The 25,082-nt window shown below is 41.6% G+C and carries 17 protein-coding genes; 9 read left to right on the plus strand and 8 right to left on the minus strand.

Translation table 11 applies throughout. From position 1 onward, the window contains the following. Positions 1-30 precede the first annotated feature (30 nt). The 5 genes from DUL71_RS03725 to DUL71_RS03745 all read right to left on the minus strand — a co-directional run bounded on the left by DUL71_RS03725 (position 31) and on the right by DUL71_RS03745 (position 7,309). Positions 31-3,129, minus strand: coding sequence for an efflux RND transporter permease subunit (locus DUL71_RS03725; RefSeq protein WP_114936789.1), 3,099 nt, complete (start codon positions 3,127-3,129; stop codon positions 31-33). Next, positions 3,129-4,058, minus strand: coding sequence for an efflux RND transporter periplasmic adaptor subunit (locus DUL71_RS03730; RefSeq protein ID WP_114936790.1), 930 nt, complete (start codon positions 4,056-4,058; stop codon positions 3,129-3,131). The genes DUL71_RS03725 and DUL71_RS03730 overlap by 1 nt, the downstream gene beginning before the upstream one ends. A gap of 1 nt (position 4,059) precedes the next feature. After that, on the minus strand, positions 4,060-5,307 hold the full coding sequence (locus DUL71_RS03735; protein WP_114936791.1) for a TolC family protein: 1,248 nt from the start codon (positions 5,305-5,307) through the stop codon (positions 4,060-4,062). 77 nt (positions 5,308-5,384) lie between these two features. Further along, positions 5,385-6,632: a sensor histidine kinase gene (locus tag DUL71_RS03740; protein WP_114936792.1), complete on the minus strand. Its 1,248-nt coding sequence runs from the start codon at positions 6,630-6,632 to the stop codon at positions 5,385-5,387. Continuing rightward, positions 6,632-7,309 carry a response regulator transcription factor gene (locus DUL71_RS03745; RefSeq protein ID WP_112568155.1) on the minus strand — a complete coding sequence of 226 codons (678 nt, stop codon included), beginning with the start codon at positions 7,307-7,309 and terminating at the stop codon, positions 6,632-6,634. The genes DUL71_RS03740 and DUL71_RS03745 overlap by 1 nt, the downstream gene beginning before the upstream one ends. A gap of 156 nt (positions 7,310-7,465) precedes the next feature. On the opposite strand from DUL71_RS03745, the gene DUL71_RS03750 reads away from it, so the two are divergent. Further along, entirely contained in the window at positions 7,466-7,879 is a 414-nt protein-coding gene (locus DUL71_RS03750; protein WP_114936793.1) for an EamA family transporter, read from the plus strand. Between the two features lie 146 nt (positions 7,880-8,025). Continuing rightward, positions 8,026-10,518, plus strand: coding sequence for a TonB-dependent receptor (locus DUL71_RS03755; RefSeq protein WP_114936794.1), 2,493 nt, complete (start codon positions 8,026-8,028; stop codon positions 10,516-10,518). 125 nt (positions 10,519-10,643) lie between these two features. On the opposite strand, the gene DUL71_RS03760 is transcribed toward DUL71_RS03755, so the two are convergent. Continuing rightward, entirely contained in the window at positions 10,644-11,291 is a 648-nt protein-coding gene (locus DUL71_RS03760; protein WP_114936795.1) for a DUF47 domain-containing protein, read from the minus strand. A gap of 291 nt (positions 11,292-11,582) precedes the next feature. On the opposite strand from DUL71_RS03760, the gene DUL71_RS03765 reads away from it, so the two are divergent. The 6 genes from DUL71_RS03765 to DUL71_RS03790 all read left to right on the plus strand — a co-directional run bounded on the left by DUL71_RS03765 (position 11,583) and on the right by DUL71_RS03790 (position 19,527). Continuing rightward, a complete protein-coding gene (locus DUL71_RS03765) occupies positions 11,583-11,789 on the plus strand; it encodes a hypothetical protein (protein WP_112567956.1) in 207 nt (68 codons plus the stop codon). A gap of 117 nt (positions 11,790-11,906) precedes the next feature. Beyond that, on the plus strand, positions 11,907-14,306 hold the full coding sequence (locus DUL71_RS03770; protein ID WP_114936796.1) for a carboxypeptidase-like regulatory domain-containing protein: 2,400 nt from the start codon (positions 11,907-11,909) through the stop codon (positions 14,304-14,306). Positions 14,307-14,579: 273 nt separating this feature from the next. Beyond that, a complete protein-coding gene (locus DUL71_RS03775) occupies positions 14,580-15,095 on the plus strand; it encodes a DUF2911 domain-containing protein (RefSeq protein WP_112567960.1) in 516 nt (171 codons plus the stop codon). A 135-nt stretch (positions 15,096-15,230) separates the two neighbouring features. Next, positions 15,231-16,337, plus strand: coding sequence for a DUF3810 domain-containing protein (locus DUL71_RS03780; protein WP_114936797.1), 1,107 nt, complete (start codon positions 15,231-15,233; stop codon positions 16,335-16,337). Between the two features lie 468 nt (positions 16,338-16,805). Further along, on the plus strand, positions 16,806-19,010 hold the full coding sequence (locus DUL71_RS03785; RefSeq protein ID WP_114937463.1) for a penicillin acylase family protein: 2,205 nt from the start codon (positions 16,806-16,808) through the stop codon (positions 19,008-19,010). A gap of 28 nt (positions 19,011-19,038) precedes the next feature. Continuing rightward, positions 19,039-19,527: a hypothetical protein gene (locus DUL71_RS03790; protein WP_154402313.1), complete on the plus strand. Its 489-nt coding sequence runs from the start codon at positions 19,039-19,041 to the stop codon at positions 19,525-19,527. Positions 19,528-19,607: 80 nt separating this feature from the next. Here the strand turns inward: DUL71_RS03790 and DUL71_RS03795 are convergent, their stop codons facing one another. Continuing rightward, positions 19,608-20,489 (minus strand): AraC family transcriptional regulator, encoded by an 882-nt coding sequence (locus DUL71_RS03795; RefSeq protein ID WP_114936799.1) that lies wholly within the window; start codon positions 20,487-20,489, stop codon positions 19,608-19,610. Positions 20,490-20,621: 132 nt separating this feature from the next. Between DUL71_RS03795 and DUL71_RS03800 the strand changes: the two genes are divergently transcribed. Next, complete coding sequence (locus DUL71_RS03800; RefSeq protein WP_114936800.1) at positions 20,622-21,890, plus strand: outer membrane protein; 1,269 nt, start codon at positions 20,622-20,624, stop codon at positions 21,888-21,890. Between the two features lie 278 nt (positions 21,891-22,168). On the opposite strand, the gene DUL71_RS03805 is transcribed toward DUL71_RS03800, so the two are convergent. After that, positions 22,169-25,018, minus strand: a complete 2,850-nt coding sequence (locus tag DUL71_RS03805) for a TonB-dependent receptor (protein ID WP_114936801.1) — start codon at positions 25,016-25,018, stop codon at positions 22,169-22,171. Between the last annotated feature and the right edge of the window lie 64 nt (positions 25,019-25,082).

Below are 25,082 nucleotides of genomic sequence, written 5' to 3' on the forward strand. Positions count from 1 at the left end.
ATTAAATCCCGAATCTGTAAAAATGCTGTGTTAACCGTTGTGGCTTTCATTAAGTTCATTTAAATGGGTTGTAAACCCTTTGCGGTACAATATACGCAGCATAGCCGGTAAAACAATAAGTAATAATGGCAATGCCGCTAAAAAACCTCCAATAACCGCAATAGCCAGTGGCTGGTGCAATTGTGCTCCCGCGCCTATGCCTAAAGCAAGTGGCATAAGCGCTATAATAGCCCCCAAAGCAGTCATTAGTTTGGGTCTTAAACGGGTGCTGATGGCAAAGGTTATAGCTTCATCAATGTTTTTATTTTCGCTTTCGATGGCGCTTTCTTTAAACTGCAGGAAGGTAAAGATGGCATTTTCGCCAATGATACCTACAATCATAATTAGCCCGGTATAGCTGCCCACGTTAAGCGGCGTTCCTGTAATAAATAAAGCAAGAAAACTGCCGGCAATTCCCAAAATGCCGATCACTAAAATAAGTAGCGCTATCCTGAATTGCCTGAACAGGAATAATATCACCCCAAAAACCAGCAGACAAGCAGTTACCAGGATAATAAGTAACTCTTTAAACGATTGCTGCTGCTGGGCATAAGCGCCGCCATATTCCACATGATAACCGGTTGGAAGGTTTACATTATCATGTATGGTTTTCTGAATGGCGGTTATCACCGTACCCAGATCGCTGCCTTCCAGCCTGGCACTTACCACGTTCATGCTTTGCAGGTTTTCACGGTTTATTTCAGCATCGCCTGGCCTTAATTCCACCGCGGCAAGTTCGGTTATCGGGATAAGCTTTCCGTTTGGTAAAAATATATGCAGGTTATGGATATCATTTACGTTAAGCGAACGATTGCCCGGGTAAACCATGCGGATAGGGGACAGTTGTTCTTTTTCCAATAAGTTGCCTATTACATTGCCTTCCAGCGCTGTTTGAATCTGCATTTGCAAATCGGCGGCGGTAATGCCGTACTGTGCAATTTTGCTGTAATGCGGTTGGATACTTACCGTAGGACCGGCAATGATGATGCCTGGTAGTACGTCGGCTGCACCTTTAACCTTTTCAACCAGTCCGGCTATCTGGCGGGATAGGTTTTGTAATGTTTGCTGGTTATCACCAAATACTTTGATTTCGATAGGCTCGGCCGATGTGGTGAGGTCGCCAAGCATATCGGTTATCACCTGGCCAAATTCTACCTCCAGCGCCGGTTGAGTTTCTTCAACAATTTTGCGCAGGTCGCTTATTACCTCTTCTGTGCTTTTGGTACGATCTTTTTTAAGCTGGATAAGGTAATCGCCGCTGTTGGGTTCTGTAATGAAAAAGCCCATTTGTGTACCTGTGCGGCGTGAGTATGCTGTTACGTCAGGGTGTTTTACAATCTGTTTTTCAATCTGACGTAACATGCGGTCGGTTTCTTCCAATGAAGTTCCGGGAGGCGATTTGTAATCAAGCACAATGGCGCCCTCGTCCATATCAGGCAGGAAGCCGGTTTCCAGCATCGGAGGCACTATCACAATAACAGCTGCTAAAACTGCAATAATAATAATGCTTACATAGGGCCTGAGGATAAAAAAGCTTACCCATTTTTGACGCTTTATGGTATGTACTTCCTCTTTTTTAGCTTTCGCTGCGGCATTTAATTTAGGCTTAGGGGTAACCAGCAGGTAAATTACCGGCAGACCGATCCAAGTTACAAAGAATGAACTTAGCAAGGTAATGATCATAGTATCGGTAAGCACCTTGAAGTATGCCCCGGCCACACCCGTCATCAGCACAAAAGGAATAAAGATTACGATGGTACTGATAGATGAGCCCACCATCGCGGGGAAAAGGTAATCAATGGCTTTCCTAACCAGATGGCTGCTTAGCTCATCGGGGTGTTCTTCGTGTACCCGGTGAATCTGCTCAACAACTACTATGGCATCGTCAATAATTAAGCCTATGGATGCCGCAATAGCGCCAAGGGTCATGATATTGAAGGTATAGCCAAGCCAGTATAGTATAAGCAGGGTAAGCCCAAGCGTAACCGGGATGGTGATTAATATGGTGATACTTGCTTTAAACGATCTTAAAAAGATCACCGCTACGATAATGGCCAGCAGCAGACCTATCCAAAGGCTGTCGCTTACACTCTTTACCGAATCGTTCACAAAATCGGCCTGTACATAATAGGGCCTGATCGTTACGCCGTGCGGAAGCAGTTTTTTTAACGCATCAACCTTATCGGCCATGTCATTGCTAACCGATATCAGGTTAGCATTAGGTTGTTTTATCACCGCTATGAGTACACCATCGTGCCCGTTGGCATTAATGCGGGTGTACTCTATACCTTCATTAACCTGTATGCTTGCAAAATCCTTAAGGCGCACTATCCTTTTCCGGTTATTGCTTATCACCAATTGTTCCAGCTGATCTTTAGCATTGATAGTGGCATCGGTAACGGTAAGGTACATGCGCTTATAATCAGACAGGTAGCCTTCTGATTTTACAAAGTTGGTGGTAGCAAGCGTGGTACTGATAATATCAGGCGTTAGTCCCAATGAAGTCATTTTCTGCTGATCAAGCGTGAGCCAGTATTCCTTCAGCTTACCGCCAATTACCCTAATCTCAGATACCCCGTCAACCTGCGAGAGGAATGGTTTTACCGTGTAAGTAGCCAATTGCCTTAACTCAATAGGCGACAGGTTATGGCTTTCCAGCGTGTAACCACTCACCGGTAAAATGGATGGGTTCATCTTAGCCACGCTGATATTTACATCTGGTGGCAGATCGTTTTTGATCTGGTCAATACTTGATTGGATGCGTTGCTGACTCAGATCGATATCGGCATTCCAGTTAAACAATGCAGAAATTTCGCAACTGCCACGGCTTGTGGTACTGCGTACCAGTTGCAGGTCGGGTACTTGTTTAATGGCGTTCTCTAACGGTTTGGTAACCGTAACCATCATTTTGTTTACCGGCTGCAGGCCTTGATCGGCAATGATCTTTATTTTAGGGAAAGTGATTTCCGGGAATAGGGAGGTTTGCAATTTAGAATAGGCAAACAAACCGCCCATAATAAAAAGGGCCAGCACAAGGCCTAAGGGCTTGCGATGGGTTATGAAGTAATTTTTACGCTGGTTTTCCTTCATTACTCCGTAATTTTAACTTTAGCCGTATCTGCAAGTCCGTAATTACCCGTTGCTACAATCTTATCGCCCGGCGAGAATTTTGGTGTTAAGATCTCTATCCTGTTACCCGCCTCAATACCCTTTGTTACCGGTGTTTTTACCGCGGTTGTAGGGTTAATGAGTTTCATTACCCAAAACTCGGTTTGGGTTTCGTTACTCAATACGGCCGATTTAGGTAGCGATACCGTATGCGCCCGTACCGATTTAACGATACGTGCTTTGGCCACCAAATTTTCGGGGATAGGATTGGTGCTGTTTACTTTAAGCACAATGCCTTGTGTTTGGGACAATGAATCAACAGCGGGCATTGTTGAACTTACCTGTGCTGTTAGTTTTTCTCCTCCGGGAAGTGTTAATTGTACATCCTGATTGTTTTTTAGATAGGAGCGAAGCTCGTAAGGTAACTGCATCACAAATACAAAGCTTGAGCGGTCGCTGATTACGGCAAGTTGCTCACCGTCCTGTACATAATCACCCTGCTGATGGTTTAGCTGGGTAACATAACCATTACCGGCGGCTTTTATTTTGTTAATGCCCGAAAACTTAAAGGTGGTATCCAGGACGTTAATGCTGTTACCAATACTTTGCGCTTCCTTTGTTTTGATGCTGAATAAAAACTCACCTCTGTTTACAAAGTGCCCAGGCAGGATATTTACCTTTTGGATATAGCCGTTGGCATTGGCCTTAACAATGTTTTTTTGCTGAAATACAGATGTGGCGCTCAGGTCGATATAATCAACCATGGCACTATCGGCAACGGTGGTTACGGTTACCGGTGTTTGGGCAGCAGCGCCGCCGTCGCCAGCATCATCTGCAGGTTGGGTATTGCCTTTGCAGCTATACAGCGATGTTAAAATCCCGGCAGCCAGATATATGTGTTTAAATTTCATGTTATTTATTCCAGTAATTGAGCTGATTAATAAGTTGCAGCTTATTAATAGTGGTTTGTGTTTTAAGGTTCTTTATAGCAAGATAATTGTTAATAGCCAATACGAGGTCGGCCATACGTACGTCGCCGGTTTGCAGCAATTGGGTATCAACCTTTACAAGGCTTTCGGTATATTTCATTTGCTCGTCTATCTGAGCAATCAGCTTTTCGGAGCCATCTATTTGCTGATTTAACTGTGCAAGCTGCTGACGGTATTGTGTATCAAAAAAAGCTTTATAGTTACGTCGGGTATCTTCTTCTAATGAAAGCTTGCGGTACTGGATCTTGCGCTGACCACCATCATATAATGGAAGCGTGAAGCTGAATCCAACACTTACACCAAAGTTTTTGTAGGCCGGTCCGCTCAAAAAGTCGGAGTTGTAACCGCCATCGGCCATCAGGTTTATCTTGGGTTTGTAACTAAAATCAAGCAGTGTACGGCTGTTTACCAGTTTAAGACTGTCCGTTTTATACTGACTGAAAAAGATGCTGTTACTGATATCTGCCCGCATGTTTTTTTGAATGCCGGGGTCCTGAAGCTCGATATAACTGGTATCTGCAATGCCGGTTAAATAGTTGAGTGTGGTATAGTCGTTTTTATACTGTAAGCGCGCTTGCGATAGCGTAAGTTCCTGCTGCTTAAGGGTAACTAAAAAGGTAAGGTAGTCGCTTTGACGATAAACGTTGGTGCGGGTTAGTTTTTTAAGCAGTTCTTCTTCGCGGTTGAGCAGGGAAATAACCTCCTGATTAAATTTTACCTGCTGCAGGCTACCAAAAGCGGCTATGTATTGCGCGGTAACAGCCTTTCTCAAATCCTGCTCGGATATTTTGGAGGTATTGAGCACCGATTGCGATTGCAGTTTAACCGCATCTATCTGCGCAGCAATATTTTTTTTGCTATCCAACGACTGATTGATACCCAGCAAGGCCGCAAGTGTATGTTCATTGGTAATAGCGGGAGCATAGCCGTAACCTCCTGCAACAGGAGCATAAAGCCCGGTACTGTTTGCGCTTACCTGGGGCCTGTAACCAGCTTTGATACGGAGACTATCCAGTTGACCAGAGGCTATCTGGTTTTGGAGGTCTTTTAATAGCGGACTATTGCTTTTGGCAAGCTCCAAATAATGTTCGAGATTGTAGGTTTGTGCCTGTGTAACAGCACTAAGCAGGCAAAATAAAAAGCCGAAAACCCATTTTATCCGGATGGTCAAAATAATATATGTTGTGTTAAATAATAGCTAAGCTACAGGATAATTCTGGAAAAAATTGGTACTGCCATTGTAACAAATTAAAAGTTAACCGTGAAAATATGGTACGGTGCTTCATAACTGTAAATGAGCTGATAGCCCAGGCTTTCGCAGATTTGTTTGGAGATGGTAAGCCCAAGTCCGCTGCCCTCGGAATGTGATGATTTATGGAAGCGTGTAAAAATATTTTCAGGGTTGAGGGTGATGTTTTCCCCTGTGTTTTTAATGGTTAGGCTTTCGGCCGTGAGATTGATGATGATCTCTCCGCCTTCAACATTGTGCCGAACAGCATTGATGACAAGGTTGCTGAGCAGAATGTCAATTAAATAAGCTCCGGCCTCTACTTCCTTTTCGCCGAGGATTGAAGTGACGGTTATTTCTTTATCACTAAAAATATCCTCCAGTTGATATAATAATTCTTCTATCAGTTCATTCAAATCCAGGTGCTGGCGGTCGTTTAATAGCTTGTTTTCTATTTTAACCAGTAATAATAACGATTGGTTGAGCCTGCTCAACCGCGATACCGCACTGTAAAGGTCGTTAAGCAGTTTACTTTGATGCTCACTGAAGTTTTCTGTCTGGATTAGTGTGTCCAATTTAGAATTGATCACAGCGATAGGCGTGAGCAGTTCATGCGAGGCGTTCTCGGTAAATGTTTTAAGGTCTTTATAGTCTTTTTTTACCCTTTCGGCCATGGCGGTTACTTCGGCCTGCAACTCATTAAATTCGTCGATAGACGAGTTTGGCGAGAGCATTTCCCGATTATCGGTAACGTTGAATAGCTTTAGTTCACTAAGTATGCTATAAAAAGGTTGCCAAAGCCTACCCAGGATAAGGCGGTTGGTGATCACCAACACCAGTAGTAATAATAGAATAACACCAATGGTGATAGCGAAGATGATCTGGATCAGATCTTCAGTCTCCACTTTCGATTCAACTATCAGGATCTTATAGTACCTGCCGCCAACGGTTACCGAACTAACCAGGCCCCTGCCAGATTCGGGTTCATCTTTTTCGCGATAGTAAGTGGTATTAAAAAACTCACGTTTAATGGAGTTCGGTTCGGCCGAAACAAAAGTGATCTGCTGATCTTTTGATTCAAAAACCTGGGGCAAGTGATGATTGAGCTTCACATAATCAAAAACCTCCTGCTCTTCAACCTCAAGCGATTTGTCTTTTTGGTTGGTAAGAATAAGGCTGATAGCCTGGTAATAAATAGCGCCTGTTATCAGCATGATAACAATGGTGGCTATTAAGTTTACCCGGTTATACCTTTCGGAAAGCTTCATTATTGATCGGCAAATTTGTAGCCCATACCGTAGGCTGCATAAATATAGTCCTTACCGCCGGCTTCCATTATTTTTTTTCGGATGTTTTTGATGTGCGAATAAATAAAGTCGAAATTATTGGCCAGGTCGATGCCATCGCCCCATAAATGCTCGGCAATGGCGTTTTTGGAGATTACCTTGCCTTTGTTAGATATGAAATAGATAAGTAGGGCAAACTCCTTACGGGTAAATTTTACAGGTATTCCGTTTACAGCTACGGTTTTAGCCATCAGATCGATGCTGAGCTCGTTGAAGTTAAGTACGTTGCTGCCATTAAACATTTTACGCCTGATGATGGCCGACACCCTTGCCTTAAGTTCCGAAAGGTGGAAGGGTTTTACTAAATAGTCGTCGGCACCCAGATCAAGGCCCTGAAGGCGGTCATCTAATGAGTTTTTGGCCGAGATGATGAGCACACCATCCGTATAATTATTGTTTTTAAGTACTTTTAATATATCTATACCATTGCCGCCGGGCAAGGTAATATCCAGCAGGATACAATCGTATCTGTACAGTTCAACCTTGGCAAGGGCGGCAGTATAGCTGGCCGCGGTCTCGCAGATATTACCGGCTTCGGTAAAGTACTCTTCAATACTTTCGCGCAGGCCTTCTTCATCTTCAATGATCAGTAATTTCAAATCTTTTTAGCGTAAAGGTATAAGGTGAATTTGTACGGATTTTGGATTTTTTGGTTAGTGCTTAGCTTCATGAAATTATGCTCACAGATTTTATACAGAATACATAAGAAAATTTGCCTTTAGCTTGTTGCAAGTTAAATACAAAATCTGATCATTATGTGGTGGATCTACGCATTACTTTCGGCACTTTTTGCGGCGCTTACTGCAATTTTTGCCAAAATAGGTATTAAAGGAGTTGATACCGATCTGGCAACGGCCATTCGTACCGTTGTTATCCTTATACTGGCCTGGGGCATTGCGCTTTTTAAAGGCGGGCATGCAGGCATTGGCAGCCTCACTAAAACCAACTGGACATTTTTAATCTTGTCGGGCTGCGCTACAGGGCTTTCATGGATTTGTTATTTCCGGGCACTGCAACTGGGCAAGGTAAGCCAGGTTGCCCCGGTTGATAAACTGAGTGTGGCTTTAGCCATCGCGCTCTCTGTTATTTTCCTGGGCGAACCCTTAACCATCAAAAACGCCATAGGCGCGTTGCTTATTATTGGGGGCACAATTGTATTAATTTTCTAATTTTTTTGTAACGGGCTCATATACAATGTAACAAGCGTATATACATAGCAAAACCATATTGTAACAAATACACTTCAATACAACTTAATTCAGATTTAATCCAATCTTTCTTATAAAATTTGTGGTTCAAATACCCGCATCATATAATGAAGTCTGTTTTTTTGATATTATTTTCTTTTGTTTTTATAACCGCCTTACACGCCCAAATAACCCCCGGAGCTAAGGGGAAAATCACAGGTAAAGTAACCGATGCTACCACAAAACAACCGGTAGATTATGCCACCGTTTCTGTATTTAAACAAGGCGCCGCTTCGCCGTTTAATGGTATCAGTACCGATCCTAAAGGGAATTTCTCTATTAATAATATCCCTGCCGGGGAGTATAAAGTAACCGCCGAATTTTTAGGCTATCAAAAAGCTACTATCGAACATGTGATAGTTAAAGATGGCGTGGTAGCATTAGGAGAGATCAAACTGGCTCCCATCGCTAACGAATTAAAAGGAGTAACTATAACAGCTAAAGTACCTACTGTTGAAAACCGTATTGATAAAATGGTTTATAACCCACAAAACGATTTAAGTGCGCAGGGTGGGGTAGCCATTGATATTTTGAAAAAGGTTCCGCAAATTACCGTGGATATAGATGGTAACGTAGAATTGCAGGGAAATGCCAATATCCGCTTCCTGATCAACGGGAAACCGTCAAGTATATTCGGCGCCAGCCTTGCTGATGCTTTGGCCAGTATTCCTGCCAGCCAGATCAAAAGTATCGAGGTTATCACAAGCCCGGGTGCAAAGTATGACGCCGCAGGTACGGGAGGTATAGTAAACATTATTTTGAAAGATAGCAAGGTGCAGGGCGTTAACGGTAGTGTTAACCTATCTGCAGGTACCCGCCGCGAAAACGGTTCATTTAACCTGAATGCCCGTAAAGGCAATTTTGGGGTGAACGCGTTTTTTAGCGGTAATGCTCAAATCAATACCGATGCTCCTAACACACGTAACCGCGTGTCGACCGATGGCAGCGGAAATCAAACCACCCTTTTTCAGCAAGGCAGCAACAATTTCAGGCGCAACGGATATGAATCGGGCATCAATTTTAACTGGGATATCAGCAAACATGATAACCTTACCGCGGGAGTTGGCTTTAATCATTTTGGTAACCATGGTAATGGTACTACCAATGAGGATTCGCGAGTTGTTTCGGCCACAGGAGCTTTTATATCAGATACAGCCGATATCCGTAATTCAAGCAGCAAATTTAATGGCCGCTCAACTGATGTAAGCGTGGGCTACAAAAAAACATTTGAAAAAGAAGGCCAGGAACTTGATGTACTTTATACCGAAAGTTTTGGTAATAATAGCTTTGCATCCGCGCAGCAAACAGATTATTTAAACGGTGTTAAGCCGTCTACTGGTTTAACAAATACCAATCCGGGTAAAGATCGTGAAACCAATATCTCTGTTGATTACACTCATCCTGTAAGCAAAAAGGTAACTATTGAAACCGGAGGTAAGCTTGATTTTAATCACATTAATAATAGTGTGGTTACAAATACACTTGGTACTGATGGCGTTTTTAGCCTCGACCCCGGACAGTCCTACGGCTTTACCTATGATCGTAAAATATATGCCTATTATCTTTCGGGATCAGCATCGTTGTTTAATAGCTTTTTAGATGTAAAAGCAGGTTTACGTGATGAGTATACCAACACTAAGGCCGATTTTCAGGGTGTGAATATTCCTAATTATAATATCCTGGTACCATCATTGGTGTTTTCGCACAAATTTGGAAATAACGGATCGCAGTCGGTTAAATTAAGTTATACCCGCCGCATCCAGCGCCCTGATTACGGTGATCTGAACCCTTTTCTGAATATCAGCGACCCGCATAACATCAACACCGGTAACCCTAACTTGAAACCTGAAAAGGGAGATAACTTCGAATTGGGTTACAACAAAGCTTTTGACAAAGGAGCCAACATCAATATTGCTGCTTTTTACCGTCATAATACGGATGACATTCAGCAATTTACTACCTATTATGATTCGTTGCAGGTTAACAATAAAACTTACAGAAACGTATCATTCAACCAGCGTTATAACATAGGCTCTGAAGATAGGATCGGCATCAATATTTATGCTTCAGTACCGGTAACCAGCAAGTTAAGCCTGCGTACCAACATGATCTTCAGCGACAGGCGCAGTACCAACCCGGGCTTTGCCAATGTAAGTGCTTTTGCTTATCGCCTTAACCTTAACGCGCAATATAGCTTTGGTCATGACTTAAGCGCCGAATTTTTTGGTAACTATAATTCGTCACAAAAAGGCATTCAGGGTACTAACCCTAAATTTGTGTTCTACAACTTTGCTATGCGCAAAATGTTCTGGGATAAAAAAGCAAGTATTGGGCTAACTGCAACCAACCCTTTCGCCAAATATGTTAGTCAAAGCTCATCAACCTTTGGCAGTAACTTTTATTCAACCAACGTAAGATTGGTACCTGTGCAATCATTTGGTATAAGCCTGAGCTATAAGTTTGGTAAACTTGAGTTTAAGAAAGACAGGGAGAAAGATAAAAATAACGACCAGGATAATGGCGGTAGTGACAATGGCCCTCAATCTGAAAAAGGAAAATAACCTCACCTAAATCCTCTCCAAAGGAGAGGACTTGAAAAAACAAAAAAAGCGATGACAATTCATCGCTTTTTTTGTTTAATACCGTTTATTATAAAGCCCTCTCCTTTGGAGAGGGTTGGGTGAGGTTACCCGTTTTTGATCAAAATACTTTCAATGATCAGGGTTGTATCTTCGCAGCTGTCTGTAGCTGTTTCCATGGCTGCAAAAACATCGGTATATTTAATTAGCTCAATAGGATCTTTTTCGTTGTTAAGCAGATCGGCAAAGGCTTTATTATGAACTGAGTCGGCCTGAGCTTCCAGCTTTTTAATATTGCTGCAAAGCTCAAAGATGATAGCGGATTTGCTAAGATCATTCATTGCGTTTACTGCTTTTTCAAGCTCGGTACTGGTCTGCAGTATCAGCGCGGACAGCTCTATCATTGGCTGAGTAATAACAGGTACGTTATACAGATTTATCCTGCGGGCAGCCATAGTGATCCTGTCGGCTACGTCATCAATTGCCGATGCCAGATCGCACATATCCTTGCGGTTAAACGGCGATATCAGCATGCGGCCCGATTCTGAAAATACCCTGTGCGTTATCTCGTAGCTTTTAAATTTAAGCTTATCAATATGGGCAAAATTGAATTTTTGCTCATATGAAGTTGGGGAATTTACGGCTTCGTCTAACAGTCTGGCCATTTCGGTAACGTTAGCCACAGCTGTGTTGAATAAATCGTAAAAAAGCTGGTTAGAATTCGGAAATATCGATTTTGAGTTAGTGCTCTTCATTGATCTGTTTTATCAGTCGTGAATTTACAGTAGTTATATTAAGTGGATTTTAAAATATGTCACTATAAATTATTCAGCATGTAAAAGTAACTATTAATACAATGCAAAATGTTAAGTTAATGTTAAGAATGGTTAAGTCAATGTAATAAAGCAGTCATAATATCGATGTAAGTTGCTGATTTAAAGTAAAAAGAAACCTGCTGGTAATATGAAGAAAATTGTGTAACATTTAAGTTCAATTAAAACAAATCCCGGCGCTTGCTACTTGTGATTATATTAGTTAATCCGATTATGAAAGCCGGGGATAAACATTTTAAATGCGTAAACAGCAAAACCGGTTACGCTATTTATTACCATTCGCTGGGCCGGGAGCTCAGCAATGAAGAAGTTAAGGCTGAATTAGAAAAAATACGTGCACGCGTAGCTATTCAAAACGGTATTTATCTTGAAACACTTTACTGGGAAGAAATGAAACAGGACGCCGAACTGACGCAATAGCAGTAAGGTTATGGGTTTGAAATATAACTGGTTTTAAATAAGTACTTTATTTGGAAATAAATACCTACATTTAATTACTCTTATATAACCAGTTTAAACCTATCATTATTCCTTGTTATGAAAAAAATAATATTACTGCTGTTAGCGGCATTGTGCTTTTGTGTGCCTGTTTTATCGCAAAATAGCCAACGGTTATCGCCTGTTATCTCTTTGGATACCGCTGTATCGCGCCTGCAAACTTTATCTACAGACAAAGCAATTGAAAAACCTTACCTGCATTTTGACAAACCTTATTATAACGCCGGCGATACGCTTTATTTTAAAGCTTATGTTACCCTTGGCGAACAGCATGAGTTATCAAAATTAAGCGGTATACTACATGTTGATCTTATCAGCCCCACCGGTTCTCTCTTGAAATCCATTTCGCTACAACTGGCTAATGGTTTAGCGATAGGTGATTTTAGCCTCTCCAATACATTACCCGGGGGGAGCTATCGTATAAGGGCGTACACCAAATGGATGCTGAATAACGGCCAGGTGAATTTTTTTGATAGGCAGATAAACATTAATAACGGGCTGCCTGCAGGAAATAAAGCGGGGACTGCAAAAGCAGGGGTCGAGTTCTTTCCGGAAGGTGGACGTTTTGTGAGCAGCATACCGGCCAAATTGGCCTTTAAGGCCGTTGGAACAAATGGATTGGGTGTTAATGTTAAAGGTGTTGTGGTTGATAATATCAATGCGGAAGTAACTAAATTTGAATCGACTCACCTTGGTATGGGGCTTATATTTATTACTCCTGAAGCCGGTAAAACATATAAGGCCAATTTAACTTATGCCGATGGCACTAAAGCTACAGTTGATTTGCCCAAAGCTGATAACGAGGGGATCACGTTAATGGTTAACAATGATAGTGCTGATAAGCTCGGTATTGAGATAAATGCCAATAAAGCTTATTACCTTAAAAATAAAAACAAAGAGATAGGGGTAATCATATATTCGGCTGGTGCTGTCAGGTCGGTAAAGGCGGTTCTTGATAACCAGGTGCTTGATTTAAATCTCAATAAAAAAGATTTTAAAACAGGAGTGGTACAGGTAACACTTTTTTCGGCACAAGGTGAACTGCTTAATGAGCGACTGGCCTTTATCCAGAATCCCGATTTACTAACAATTGCTCCAACCTGCGATAAGACTTTATATTCGGAAAGAGGAAAAGTGCATATCTCCATTAATACAAAAAATAAAAACGGAGAAGCGGTTAAAAGTTATCTATCGGCAACAGTAGTGTATGCCGGTAAAGTACCCAGCGCTGAAGATGACGAAAATACGATATTATCGAACCTCTTATTAACCTCCGATCTAAAAGGAAAAATTGAGCAGCCCAATTACTACTTTGTTAATGTTAACAACGATACCCGGGCCAACCTGGATATCCTGATGCTTACCCGAAACTATAGCAGATTTGAATGGAAGCAACTACTTAGCAATGAAAAACCGGCCAAAGTGTACAGTGCCGAAAATGGGTTTGATATATCAGGGCAGGTAAAAACAACAACTGGAAAGCCGGTTGATGGCGGTATAGTTACATTAATGCCCCGGGCTGGCGGAGCTTTACTGTCCCAAAACACCGATCATGAAGGGAACTTTGCTTTTAGGAACATGGTATATAGTGACGAAACCACGTTTGTGATACAAGCTAAAACAGCTACAGGGGGAAATAATACTCATATATCCGTTTATCTGGAGCCAACGTTAGCAAACATTAATACTGAAGATATCATTAGTCCGGTGAAAGATTCAAATATTACAAGAAATGATCAAACAATGCAACAACCTGTTTATTTAGCTGATGCAAATAAGAGAGGGTTTAATGCTGTTATAAATAGTGATAAAAGAGCTGGTGAACGGCAACATACTACGGAAACATTGGACGACAAAAACGTGCGGGATCAGAGTTTGTTGACTACCGGTTTGGAAGGACGCTTACCTGGAGTTATACTGAGGGATGGGGTGCCTTTTTTAGCAGATAAAGCAAATGCTGTTATGCAAACCGGACCGATGCTTATCATTGCTGATGATACCGCCATGCCTGCAGGAACGAGTGTTAATAATTACAATCCAGTTGATGTTGAAAGCATAACAGTGTTAAAAAATAGTGATGCTGCCATATATGGCATAAGGGGAGCAAACGGTGTATTGATAATAAAAATGAGAAAGTCAGCATCTTCAGGAATGGTAAAGGACATTGCTTTGCCAGGTTTGTTGTATTATACAGCACAGGGATTTTATAAGGCACGTACATTTTATTCGCCTGTTTATGAAGGCTCGCAACAAACAGCTAACAAGCCCGATACTCGAAGCACTATATACTGGAACCCTGATATGGTGACAGATAAAGATGGCAATGTTTCGCTTGATTTTTTTAATGCAGATGGCAAGGGTACTTATCGCGTGGTGATAGAAGGGATTGATGAGGCGGGTAATATAGGGCGTAGTGTATTAACGTATAAGGTACAGTGATGGCGGTAAATAAAAAACCCTGCCATGGTAGGCAGGGTAAAAAAACCACAACAATTGTTTAACCTTTGGGCTATGAACCCCTCCGGTCTATTCCTAACTGCAATATGATCTTTCAATTAATTAAACAATATAAAATTCAAATGGTTTAAACACCACATGTTTATTTTCAGTGTTTTATGTGTTGAAATCACCTCTTACAGGTATTTGAATGAATAGTTGCTTTTAAACCAAATTTCAATCTATATTTATACTTAAATAATTATGAGAAATCTTATGAAAAAATCATTTCAGCTTAAGGCGGCATTCCTGTTCGCTTTTGCCTTATTGTTATCAACAGTAACTTTTGCTCAAAACAAACCAGCCAGCCCACGCGATAGCGTAAGCGGTAAAGCTGCAGGTTCAACCATTACTATTAACTACGGAAGCCCTTCGGTAAAAGGCCGTAAAATTTGGGGCGGACTTGAAGCTTATGGCAAAGTTTGGCGTGCCGGTGCTAACGAAGCTACTACGTTTACAACAACAAAAGATATTAAAGTTGAAGGTAAATCACTGGCTGCCGGCACTTATGGCTTTTTTCTGATCCCTAACGAAAACGGTACCTGGACAGTTATTTTTAACAAGGTTGCTAAACAATGGGGCGCGTTTAAATATGATGAATCAAAAGATGCCCTGCGCGTAGATGTTAAAACCAAAGCAGCGCCAATGCACGAAAGATTAGTTTATACTGTAGACGCAAAAAGCTTCTGCATGTTCTGGGATAAAATTGTAGTTCCGGTTTCTGTAAAATAAAAATATTTGGTAACCTTAGTTTTCACAATTTTGAAGGCCCCCGGAAACGGGGGCCTTTTGCATGAAAAAGGTCATTGCATGTGACAACCCAGCTATTTTTAAGATGCCGGTAAAGCACTATATTTACCCGATACAATGCGTAGCCGAACCAATAAAAAGCCTGTACTAAAAAGGATCATCATTATATTATCGTTGGCATTAGCTATCTTTTTGCTGATGCTCTTTGCAGATCATCCTGCCGCCGTTGAACGTTACTACGCCAATGGCTTTTACATCATTGTTTGCCGGATTTTTCATTCCGTTTTAAATGTATTCCCGTTTAGCGTTGGCGATATTGTATACATAGCTGTAGTGCTTTATTTGATTTATGCGGTGATCAGGTTAATAGTCTTGTTGTTTAAAAAGCAGTTTCAAACGGCAGGCAAGCTTTTTTTAGGACTGATTATAGGTGTACAGGCTGGTATTGTGGCTTTTTATCTTTTATGGGGAATGAACTATTTCAGGCTGCCGGCTTCCGAACGATTTGGGCTACGGGATACCGCTTTTACCACTGCCGATCTTAAAGCTGTAACCCGGATATTGATAGACAGCGCCAACATCACCCGCTCACGGTTAACACCTGCAGATTGGGCCCAGAGCAATACGCATATTTACAATACCGCCCGGCACGCCATTTATACCATCAGCAAAGATTCGGCTAATTTCCGGGCATATAATCCGGACATAAAACCATCAATACTTACGCCTTTGTTAAATTATATAAGTACTTCGGGGTATTATAATCCTTTTACTTCCGAAGCGCAGGTAAACTACCAGATGCCCGTTTTTACCAGGCCATTTGTGGTTTGCCATGAAATGTCGCACCAGATGGGGTATGGGGCAGAGGACGAGGCTGATTTTGCCGGTTTTATTATTGCCGTAAAATCGCATGACAGGTTATTGCGCTATTCGGCATACCACCTTGCCGTTCAGGAATTCATGCACTCACTTGGCGCACGGGATACAGTTGCTCATAAAGAGCTTAAAGCTATGATCAGCAAAGAAGTGCGCAGCGACTATGTTACCGAACGAAACTACTGGCTTGCCTACGAAAATAAACTGGGCGCTATAAGCAGCATTTTTTATGATAATTTCCTGAAGGCCAACAATCAACCTCAAGGATTAGAAACTTATAACAGAATGGTGCTATTGGCAATGGCGTGGTACAAGGATAAATGGGTGCATCCGGTTGATGTTCATTAGTTCACCGGTTCATTAGTTCATTAGTGAGTAGCTCATTAGTTATGGCTGGTAACATCGGAAGTTAAGCTGAGGAGTAGTATGCTAAGACCAATGAACCACTGAACTAATGAACCAGGGAACCAACAAAAAAAATGCGTTCCGTATCTCACCCCGGAACGCATACAATATCACGTCTCAAATGATATTGAATCAACTAAATCTCAGATATCATATTAAATGCTTACCTAAGTTCTTATATTCGGATACCAGAACAGAAACCGGTACAGAAAATTCAATAACAATCAACTATACCGTTTTAGCAGTATAGTAATAATTACTCTCCAAAAAGCCGATTGTAAATATTTGAATGAAAACGGCGGTGCGATGTAATTATTATGAATTAATTTTCAAATTTACCTCAAAATCTTTAAAAAGCCTCGTTTACTTCACATTTATATGGATAATTTGTTCAGTAAAATTACTGTTACTATGAAAACTGTTTTTGTGGTAGTTTTGATGTTTCTTCCTGTTTTGGTTTTTGCTCAAAAAATTAATCAGAAAGAAATAAAACGGGAGGAAATATTAGCACAATCGGTAACTATCATTCGTGATAATTGGGGAGTTCCTCACATTTATGGAAAAACAGATGCCGCCGTTGTTTTTGGATTGATGTATGCCCAATGTGAAAATAATTTTAAAGGTATTGAACGCAATTATCTTTACCAAATGGGCAAACAGGCCGAGGTTGATGGCGAGGCTAATTTGTACACAGATGTGCAGCTGCAATTAATTGCCGATAGTGCAGATGCCATTAAAGATTATAAAATCAGTGCCCCCTGGTTCCGGAAGTTATTGGATGCTTTTGCCGATGGCGTTAACTACTACCTGTACAAACACCCAGAAGTAAAGCCACAGGTATTTAAGCACTTTGAACCATGGTACGCGCTGATGTTTACCGATGGCAGTGTTGCTGCAACAGAGACCGGTGGAATCAAACTAAGTGAAACAAAAGATTTTTACAGTGTTGGACCCGAAAAACTGGGTGTGTTAACCGGTAAACCTAAAGACAATATTTATGATATGCCAAATGAGCGCGAAACCGGATCGAATGGGTTTGCTATTGCGCCATCCAAATCGGCATCCGGCCATGCTTTGTTGTATATCAATCCGCATGTACCGTTCTATTTCCGTAGCGAGGTTGAATTGGTGAGCAATGAAGGACTTCAAGCTTATGGGGCAGTTACCTGGGGCCAGTTTTTTATTTACCAGGGTTTTAATCAGCATTGCGGCTGGATGCATACCAGTGCGTATGCCGATGTTGCTGATCTGTATGCCGAAAAGGTGAGTAATAAGAACGGGAAATGGTATTATGAATATGATGGTAAATTAAGGCCGGTGGTTTCGCGCGAGTTATCGCTTAACATAAAGAAAGGAAATGAGGTTGAGCATCGTATTATTACAGGTTATTATACGCATCATGGTCCGGTGCTGGGCGCAAGAAACGGCCAATGGCTGGCGCTTAAAGCCAATAATCGGTCTTATAATGCACTGGTAGAGTCATGGTTGATAAGCAAAGCCAATAACCTCTCCGAGTATAAAAAAGCCATGAACCTGCTATCAAACGCCACTAACAGTACCGTTTATGCCGATGATAAGGGTAACATCATTTTTTGGTACGGAAACTATATTCCTAAGCGCAACCCTAAGTATGACTGGAGTTTACCGGTTGATGGCAGCACATCTGCGACTGAATGGCAGGGAGTTCACAAGCTGAGCGAGATCATCACTATCACTAATCCTGCCACGGGATGGATCCAGAACTGTAATTCGTCGCCGTTTACCGGATCCGGCTCAGCAAGTCCAGATAAAAATAAATATCCTGTTTACATGGGGCCGGATGGAGAAAACTATAGGGCGATAACGGCTATCAAAATCTTAAAGGATGCAAAGAAACTTACGCTTGATGACCTGGTAGCTAAAGGTTACGATCATCACCTTGCTGCTTTTGATGACTTGCTGCCGTCACTGTTTAAAGCCTATGATGCAACTCCGGATTCGGTGAAACAATCGCTTGCCGAGCCGATAAAGGTCTTGCAGGAATGGGACAGGAATACTGCCATCCATTCTGTAGCCAGCTCGCTTGCTATTGAATGGGGCACTTTGATGATGAAAGCCCTGCCGCCGCCCCAAACAGATCAGGAAGGTACATTTATTGTCCGTCGTTTTCAAACGCTGATTAAAACGATGCCACTAACACAACAATTGACTTTGTTGAATGATGTTGTCAAAAATCTGCAAACCCGTTTTGGTACCTGGAAAGTAGAGTGGGGGAATATGAACCGCTACCAGCGACCAGATGATGGCATTACCTTTGATGATAGCAAACCCAGTGTACCTGTTGGTTTAACCGGATCGGGCTTCGGACAGCTGCCGTCGTTCCAAAGTCGTACCATGAATACTAACAAACGCTATGGATATTCGGGTAATAGTTTTATCGCCGCTGTAGAATTTGGTACACGGTTAAGGGCAAAAAGCATCGTAAATGGTGGCAGTTCCTTTGATCCGGCATCGAAAAATTTTACCGATCAGGAACAGGGCATAATTGATGGCAAGTTTAAGGATGTGCTGTTTTATAAAAAAGATGTTTTAAAACATGCACAGCGCACGTATCATCCTGGCGATTATTTTAAATAGTAAAAAAAGTATATTTGGTAAGTTAAAAATGAAGAGAATCCTGTTAGTTGCCTTATTATTGTTTTGTGGTGCGGGTTTGTTTGCCCAAAGCGTAACCGTTAATGATCTGGCAAATATCTCCAATCTTTCCAATGCCGAAGCGCATAACTATCTTACCCTCGGCAAAAAGTTCAAACGACAATATATCCAGGATGTTGACGGCAACAGCATTGAACACCTGAACAAGATAGGCCCCGATAACAAGGAAGAAACCGTAGTGATAGGTGTTGGCAGCAAACTCAGCAGCGGAGCTGTACTCCGCACAGTTACCTATACCACTTCCACATCACGACATATCATTAACCTGATAGGGCAGGCCAAGCATATGGGCCTAAAAATGCGCCTTCAGGGAGCCGATGCCAAAAACGATATCTATATTTTTGATAATGACTTTTTTCATATCGTGATGTTCCTCAATCACGATAACGTGTCCGGCTCGGTTGAAGTGCACCAGAAAGAATATTTAGGGTTTGATTAAGGGGAAGTGCTTTTGTGATACAATGTCTGAAAGACGGGATGTGAAGGGGAGCAAATTTACTCCACCTCATTATGATATTTTTATGCCGCCCCCTTCTTAGTAAACTCCTTCTGATACATCAGCGGACTTTTACCTGTTACCTGTTTAAAATGCTTATGGAAAGTAGAGAAGTTGTTGAACCCGCTGTCGTAACAAAGTTGCTTGATATTGAGCTTGTTTTCGATGAGCAGTTTACAGGCGTAACCCACCTTTATTTCGATCACAAACTGCGAATACGTTTTGCGGGTTTTTGATTTAAAATAGCGGCAGAATGAATTGGCGCTTACGCCGGCTATATCGGCAATTTCTTCGAGGTAGATCTTTTTGCGGAAGTTGCGTACCGAGTACTCGTAGATATTATTGAGCCTGTCGCTTTCCGATTCATTATGATCATACTTAAATCCAATAGATGTTAAATAGTTAAGTGGCGAACTACCCGCTATGGTATTCAATGCTTTGAGCAGCATGATGATCCTTTCGGCACCATCGGTATTGAGCATAGCGGCCAAAATATTGGCTACTTGTGTTTTTGTTTCGCCCGTTATCTGTAAACCGCGTTTGGAGCGTTCCAACAATACTTTAATCAGCTTGTTTTCGGGAAGTTGAAGAAACTGATCGCCCCAAAAATTTTCGCAAAAATGCACTACAATGGTATCAACCGGCACCTGGTCGCTACTATGATCAAAATGTACATCATCAAAGCGCCAGTAATGCGGCAGGTTTGAGCCAACCAGTACCATGTCACCGGCTTCAAACTGTTTAATGCTATCACCTATAAACTGCGTTCCGCCGCCTTTTGTGAAATAAATGAGCTCCAATTCCGGGTGGCAATGCCAACGGTTATTGATATCCGGCAATACATCATGTCTTACGCTAAAGGAATGCGCCGGATCGGCAGATACTTTGAGTAAAAGCGGTTTCATTCAGTTTTATTTACAAACAATGGGCTAAATGTAGACAAAAACTGTAAAAATTGCTCATTTATTGTGAAAGTATAAAATTTATATACTTTTAACATTATCTTCAACTAACAATTAAACCCGAACCAATTTACGATGAAACCTAAGTGCCTGTTAATTTTACTATTGATCTTATTTTCATTTTTTTCAAAAGCCCAAACTAACTTCAAACCAGGTTATGTAATAAGCGTTAACGGCCAAGTTATCCATGGTTTTATTAACGAAAAAGAGTGGGATGCCAACCCAACAATTATCAACTTCAAAACCGCGTTAAACGGGGCTGAAGTAAAAAATTATACGCCGAGTGATATCACCTATTTTGAAATAACCAACTCGGTAGCATACCAGCGTTACAGCGGCTTTGTTAGTACCGATGAAACAAATATTTCAAGATTGTCGCGTGGCCGCGATTCAAGTAAAAAGCAGGATATCATATTCTTAAAACTTCAACAAAAGGGCCCAAACGTTTCGCTTTACTCCTATAACGACGCGATTAAAATGCGGTTTTTCATAGCCGACAATAACGCAGGCAAAACCTATGAGTTGTTATTTAAACAATATTTTATTCCTGACATGGGCCCCGTTACCCACGTCGAGAATGAATTTATACCCCAGCTATATGACCTGGCTACAAAATATAACCCATCATCGGCAGAGCTAAAACAAGAAATTGAACAAGCCAGTTATAAAACTCCAGTCTTGAGGAAAATATCACGAATGATAAACAACATGCCTGAGGATGATACGCACTACGAAACGCTGTCGTCCTTTGATTTTTTTATTGGCGGAGGAGCGTCTGCCAATAAATTTAAATTTGAAGGCGAGCTACCATTTCGTAATGCCAGCGAAAGCAAAACAACCTTCGGCCCCACATTTTCGGCAGGCGTTAACTTTTATACAAACGCCAAGATAGGCCGGGCCGTATTAAGGATGGAAATAATGTATTGGACGGCCTCCAATGAAACAGTAGCGGATCTTTACTATGGTCAACCCGATAAGCCAAAAATAACTTACCATTTCGATCAGCGCAATATTACCGCTTACCCTCAATTTATTTATTACTTATATAATACCAATGCCGTTAAATTTTATGGCGGCATAGGCGTAACAGTAAACTTTTCAAAATACACACAGTTAGTGAGCTCGTCAGAAACAATTTCAACAAATAATAACCTGCTTTCACTTGATAAAAGTTGGTTAGGGTTTCCGATAAGAGCAGGCCTGATTATTAACAAGGCGTTTGAGGTTAATGCATCCTATGCTATTCCTTCATCAATAAACAGCGGTGGTAAGGCAGCAGGAGATTATTCAGTCAAGCAAAATGGTTTTAAAGCAGGAATAAACTATCACTTTTCGATTAATTAAAAGTTTAAGGCCTTAAGCCAGCTCCCGATATTACCTTACCTGAAACACGAAAATAAAGTATGATTTGTGTAAATAATATTAAAAAACAATAAAACCCAAACGAGCAACTTAACGTATAATTAAATAAAAAGGGGCGTTCCGTATCTCACCCCGAAACGCCCTGTAGTTATCAAATGATAACATCTCAACTAAATCTCAGATCATCATGCTTTGATCTGAACTCACCATCTTTCTCAGGGATGGGAAGGTTTTTAATATTTTATGAGCCTTGCCGTTCTTTAAAACGGTGGCGGTCCGCCGGGGCCGCCGCCCGGAGGTGGACCACCCGGGCCTCCACGTTCTGGAGTAGGCCTTTTACCCGCAAATTTCTGTAGCTTCAACGTAAATGTTAACAGATAGTAACGTCCTAATCTGTTGCTGTTTGTTTGGGTTATATAACTACCGTTCTGCGTAGTTGTATAACCGGTATTTTCATTAAACACGTCCATTACCGAAAAACGCAAGGTCCCCGCGTTCCCCTTCAAAAAGCGACGCTCTACGTAGGTATTCAAAATATTGGGGTTTGTAGCACCGGTATAGCCATAATAGATCATTTTTGAATAATCATAGCTTACTGTCCAGTCTTTGAAATAGCTTTTGCCGTTAACACCCAGGTTAAGGGTTTGAAAATTGCTGTTAACGTTGGCCTGTTTGATAGAATTGCTTGAGGTATTTACGCTGTATGTAGTACTTGCTTCGGCGTCAATAACGTCGGTAATGCTTACCCTAAAGCGCGCGCCTTGAGATAGTACCAAATTTTTGGCTATATTCTTCTCGGTTGTCATGTTATAGGTAGCAGAATCAACATTACTAATATATGAGACGTTGTTATTGTACGAAATGTTACCGATCATGAACAAATTATATTTCCTTTTTTCCCAGGGCTTGGCAAACACATAAAATCCCTGTGCCGAATAATAACCATCAGCGTTCAGATACTGGGTTAAAATACTTCCTGCCAACTTACTGTTTGGTGCATAGTTTCTGGGATAAGTAATGGTATTGGCTACTATTTTATTATCCGTTTTAATGAACGACAGGTTACTGAAAAACACGTTGCCGCTTTCAAAATTGAACTTATTGTATTTTAAGGAAAGGGTATTGTTAAACTCCGGCTTCAGATCGGGGTTACCTTGTACCGGGTATGATGCGTTGCTGAAATCGGTAACCGGCTGCAATTCGGTATATGTAGGCTGATTGCTGCTGCCGTTATAATTTAAACTAAGTGATTGACTGCGCGAAAAGTTATAAATGAACCGTGCGGTTGGCGCCCAGTTAAAAGTATTGTTATTGGTTTTAAAAGGTTGCGCGTCAACAACAGATGAGCCACGTAAAATTGTTGGCTGTGCAACTATACCTAAGGTATAATTATACTTTTTTTCGATAAAACGATAGTTCAGCCCAAAGCGGTTGGTAATAAAGGTTGAAGCATAATTATTACTTAGCAGATCATACCTGTTCCTTGCGCCGTCATCGGCCAGGGTATCAGTCGCCCTGTCGGCAGTGGTGTAAGCGTAGTGGTACGCATAGTTCAGTTCAAGATACCCTTTTTTGCTGATAGGCTCCATGTATGATAAGGTAGTTCCCACACTATCGGTACGGCTATCTGTATTAATGAACTGGTTCAGAGGGGCATTTCGGGCACCATCAATATAAGTGTAAACCGGGTTTTGATATTTATTAATGCTGTAGCTGCCAGCACCAACATTTACACTAAAGTTTCGGCCGTGGCTATTGAAGCGATGATTAAACAACACGTTAGCACCATAATTAGGCTCGGTTGATTTGCTCAGATTGGCAAGCGAATAATTTGAAATAGTTTCGGAATTCCGGAGCAGTAAGCTGGTAGCGTCAGATGTGGTATTGGTGCTCGCGTAAGCATACGTTGGCGTAATTTTTACATAATTTACGGTATCCGGCTTATACTCGATATTAAAATTAACCCTATGGTTTAGCTTTTCGTCCTGCTGATTATTAGTTTGCGTATTGGTACTTGGATTGCTCGACGAAAGGTTGTTTTGAATGGTACTGCTGATGGTATTCACCGAATTATCGGCAAAGCTATAACTACCATAAGCAGTGATCTTTTTCCCCCAGCTATCGCGATAGTTAAAACCAAAGGAACGGGCAGTAGTAATCCCGTTTGATGAATTGCTGTTGCCTCCCGGAGGCCCACCAGGGCCGCCGCCTCTCGGCCCGCCGCCGCCAAAAGTAAACAGGTTTGTATTGGTATTATTCAGGTTACCTAAAAAAGCAAGCTGCCTGTTACCATTAAAACTAAACACATTGGCCGACGCTACGTACCTGTTGCTCTCCTTATCGCTTGATACACCCGGAATAGCATCATGGCCGCCACCTACGCTGGCCTGCCCAAAGTATCCATAGTTTTTATTTTGCTTAATGGTAATGTTCAAAACTTTATCAGGTTCGCCGGTTTTCACCCCGGTAAGATTGGCCTGATCACCGTAATCATCGATGATCTGGATATTCTGCACGATATCTGCAGGAAGATTTTTGGTAGCTGTTTTAACATCGCCTCCAAAAAAGTCCTTACCGTTAACCCTTACTTTGGTTACACTTTTACCCTGGGCAGTGATATTGCCGTCTTTATCCACATCCATGCCCGGCAGCTTTTTAATCACGTCTTCAACCGGGGCATTATCACGCACCTTGTAAGCATCCGCGTTAAACTCAATCGTATCTTCTTTAAGCTTTACCGGGTTCACATCAGCAATCACAACAGTTTTAAGCATGGTGGTTTCTATCTTCAGGACAACAGGAGGCAAATTGGCCGGCTTATTATCATTAGCCAACACAAACCTGCGTCTAAGCGGTTGATAACCTATCGAACTAAAAACCAAACTAAATTGGTTTACCGTTACGTTGTTAAAGGTAAAGGTACCGTCGGCACCTGTAATAACGGTAGTGCTATCGGTTCCGGTAAGCATTTTTACGCTGGTGCCGGCAACCAGGTAACCGGTTGAGTCTTTTACGACACCTCTAATTGTACGACCGGGTTCGGCTTTTACGTTAAACGGTATTGCAAACGCTAAGGCAATGATTACTGCTAAGGAGTATAGGATTTTCATTTTATGCTGATTAACAGCCGCAAAACAATAGCATTCATTTTAGTGTAAAAAACAGAATAGACCG

Source organism: Mucilaginibacter endophyticus, assembly GCF_003351025.1.
Lineage (GTDB): Bacteria > Bacteroidota > Bacteroidia > Sphingobacteriales > Sphingobacteriaceae > Mucilaginibacter > Mucilaginibacter endophyticus.

What these genes read in the sequence shown, in the direction of transcription:
- DUL71_RS03725 (WP_114936789.1), bottom strand. Translation starts at nt 3,129, where the DNA reads ATGAAGGAAAACCAGCGTAAAAATTACTTCATAACCCATCGCAAGCCC.
- DUL71_RS03730 (WP_114936790.1), bottom strand. Translation starts at nt 4,058, where the DNA reads ATGAAATTTAAACACATATATCTGGCTGCCGGGATTTTAACATCGCTG.
- DUL71_RS03740 (WP_114936792.1), bottom strand. Translation starts at nt 6,632, where the DNA reads ATGAAGCTTTCCGAAAGGTATAACCGGGTAAACTTAATAGCCACCATT.
- DUL71_RS03750 (WP_114936793.1), top strand. Translation starts at nt 7,466, where the DNA reads ATGTGGTGGATCTACGCATTACTTTCGGCACTTTTTGCGGCGCTTACT.
- DUL71_RS03755 (WP_114936794.1), top strand. Translation starts at nt 8,026, where the DNA reads ATGAAGTCTGTTTTTTTGATATTATTTTCTTTTGTTTTTATAACCGCC.
- DUL71_RS03760 (WP_114936795.1), bottom strand. Translation starts at nt 11,291, where the DNA reads ATGAAGAGCACTAACTCAAAATCGATATTTCCGAATTCTAACCAGCTT.
- DUL71_RS03765 (WP_112567956.1), top strand. Translation starts at nt 11,583, where the DNA reads ATGAAAGCCGGGGATAAACATTTTAAATGCGTAAACAGCAAAACCGGT.
- DUL71_RS03770 (WP_114936796.1), top strand. Translation starts at nt 11,907, where the DNA reads ATGAAAAAAATAATATTACTGCTGTTAGCGGCATTGTGCTTTTGTGTG.
- DUL71_RS03775 (WP_112567960.1), top strand. Translation starts at nt 14,580, where the DNA reads ATGAAAAAATCATTTCAGCTTAAGGCGGCATTCCTGTTCGCTTTTGCC.
- DUL71_RS03780 (WP_114936797.1), top strand. Translation starts at nt 15,231, where the DNA reads ATGCGTAGCCGAACCAATAAAAAGCCTGTACTAAAAAGGATCATCATT.
- DUL71_RS03785 (WP_114937463.1), top strand. Translation starts at nt 16,806, where the DNA reads ATGAAAACTGTTTTTGTGGTAGTTTTGATGTTTCTTCCTGTTTTGGTT.
- DUL71_RS03790 (WP_154402313.1), top strand. Translation starts at nt 19,039, where the DNA reads ATGAAGAGAATCCTGTTAGTTGCCTTATTATTGTTTTGTGGTGCGGGT.
- DUL71_RS03795 (WP_114936799.1), bottom strand. Translation starts at nt 20,489, where the DNA reads ATGAAACCGCTTTTACTCAAAGTATCTGCCGATCCGGCGCATTCCTTT.
- DUL71_RS03800 (WP_114936800.1), top strand. Translation starts at nt 20,622, where the DNA reads ATGAAACCTAAGTGCCTGTTAATTTTACTATTGATCTTATTTTCATTT.
- DUL71_RS03805 (WP_114936801.1), bottom strand. Translation starts at nt 25,018, where the DNA reads ATGAAAATCCTATACTCCTTAGCAGTAATCATTGCCTTAGCGTTTGCA.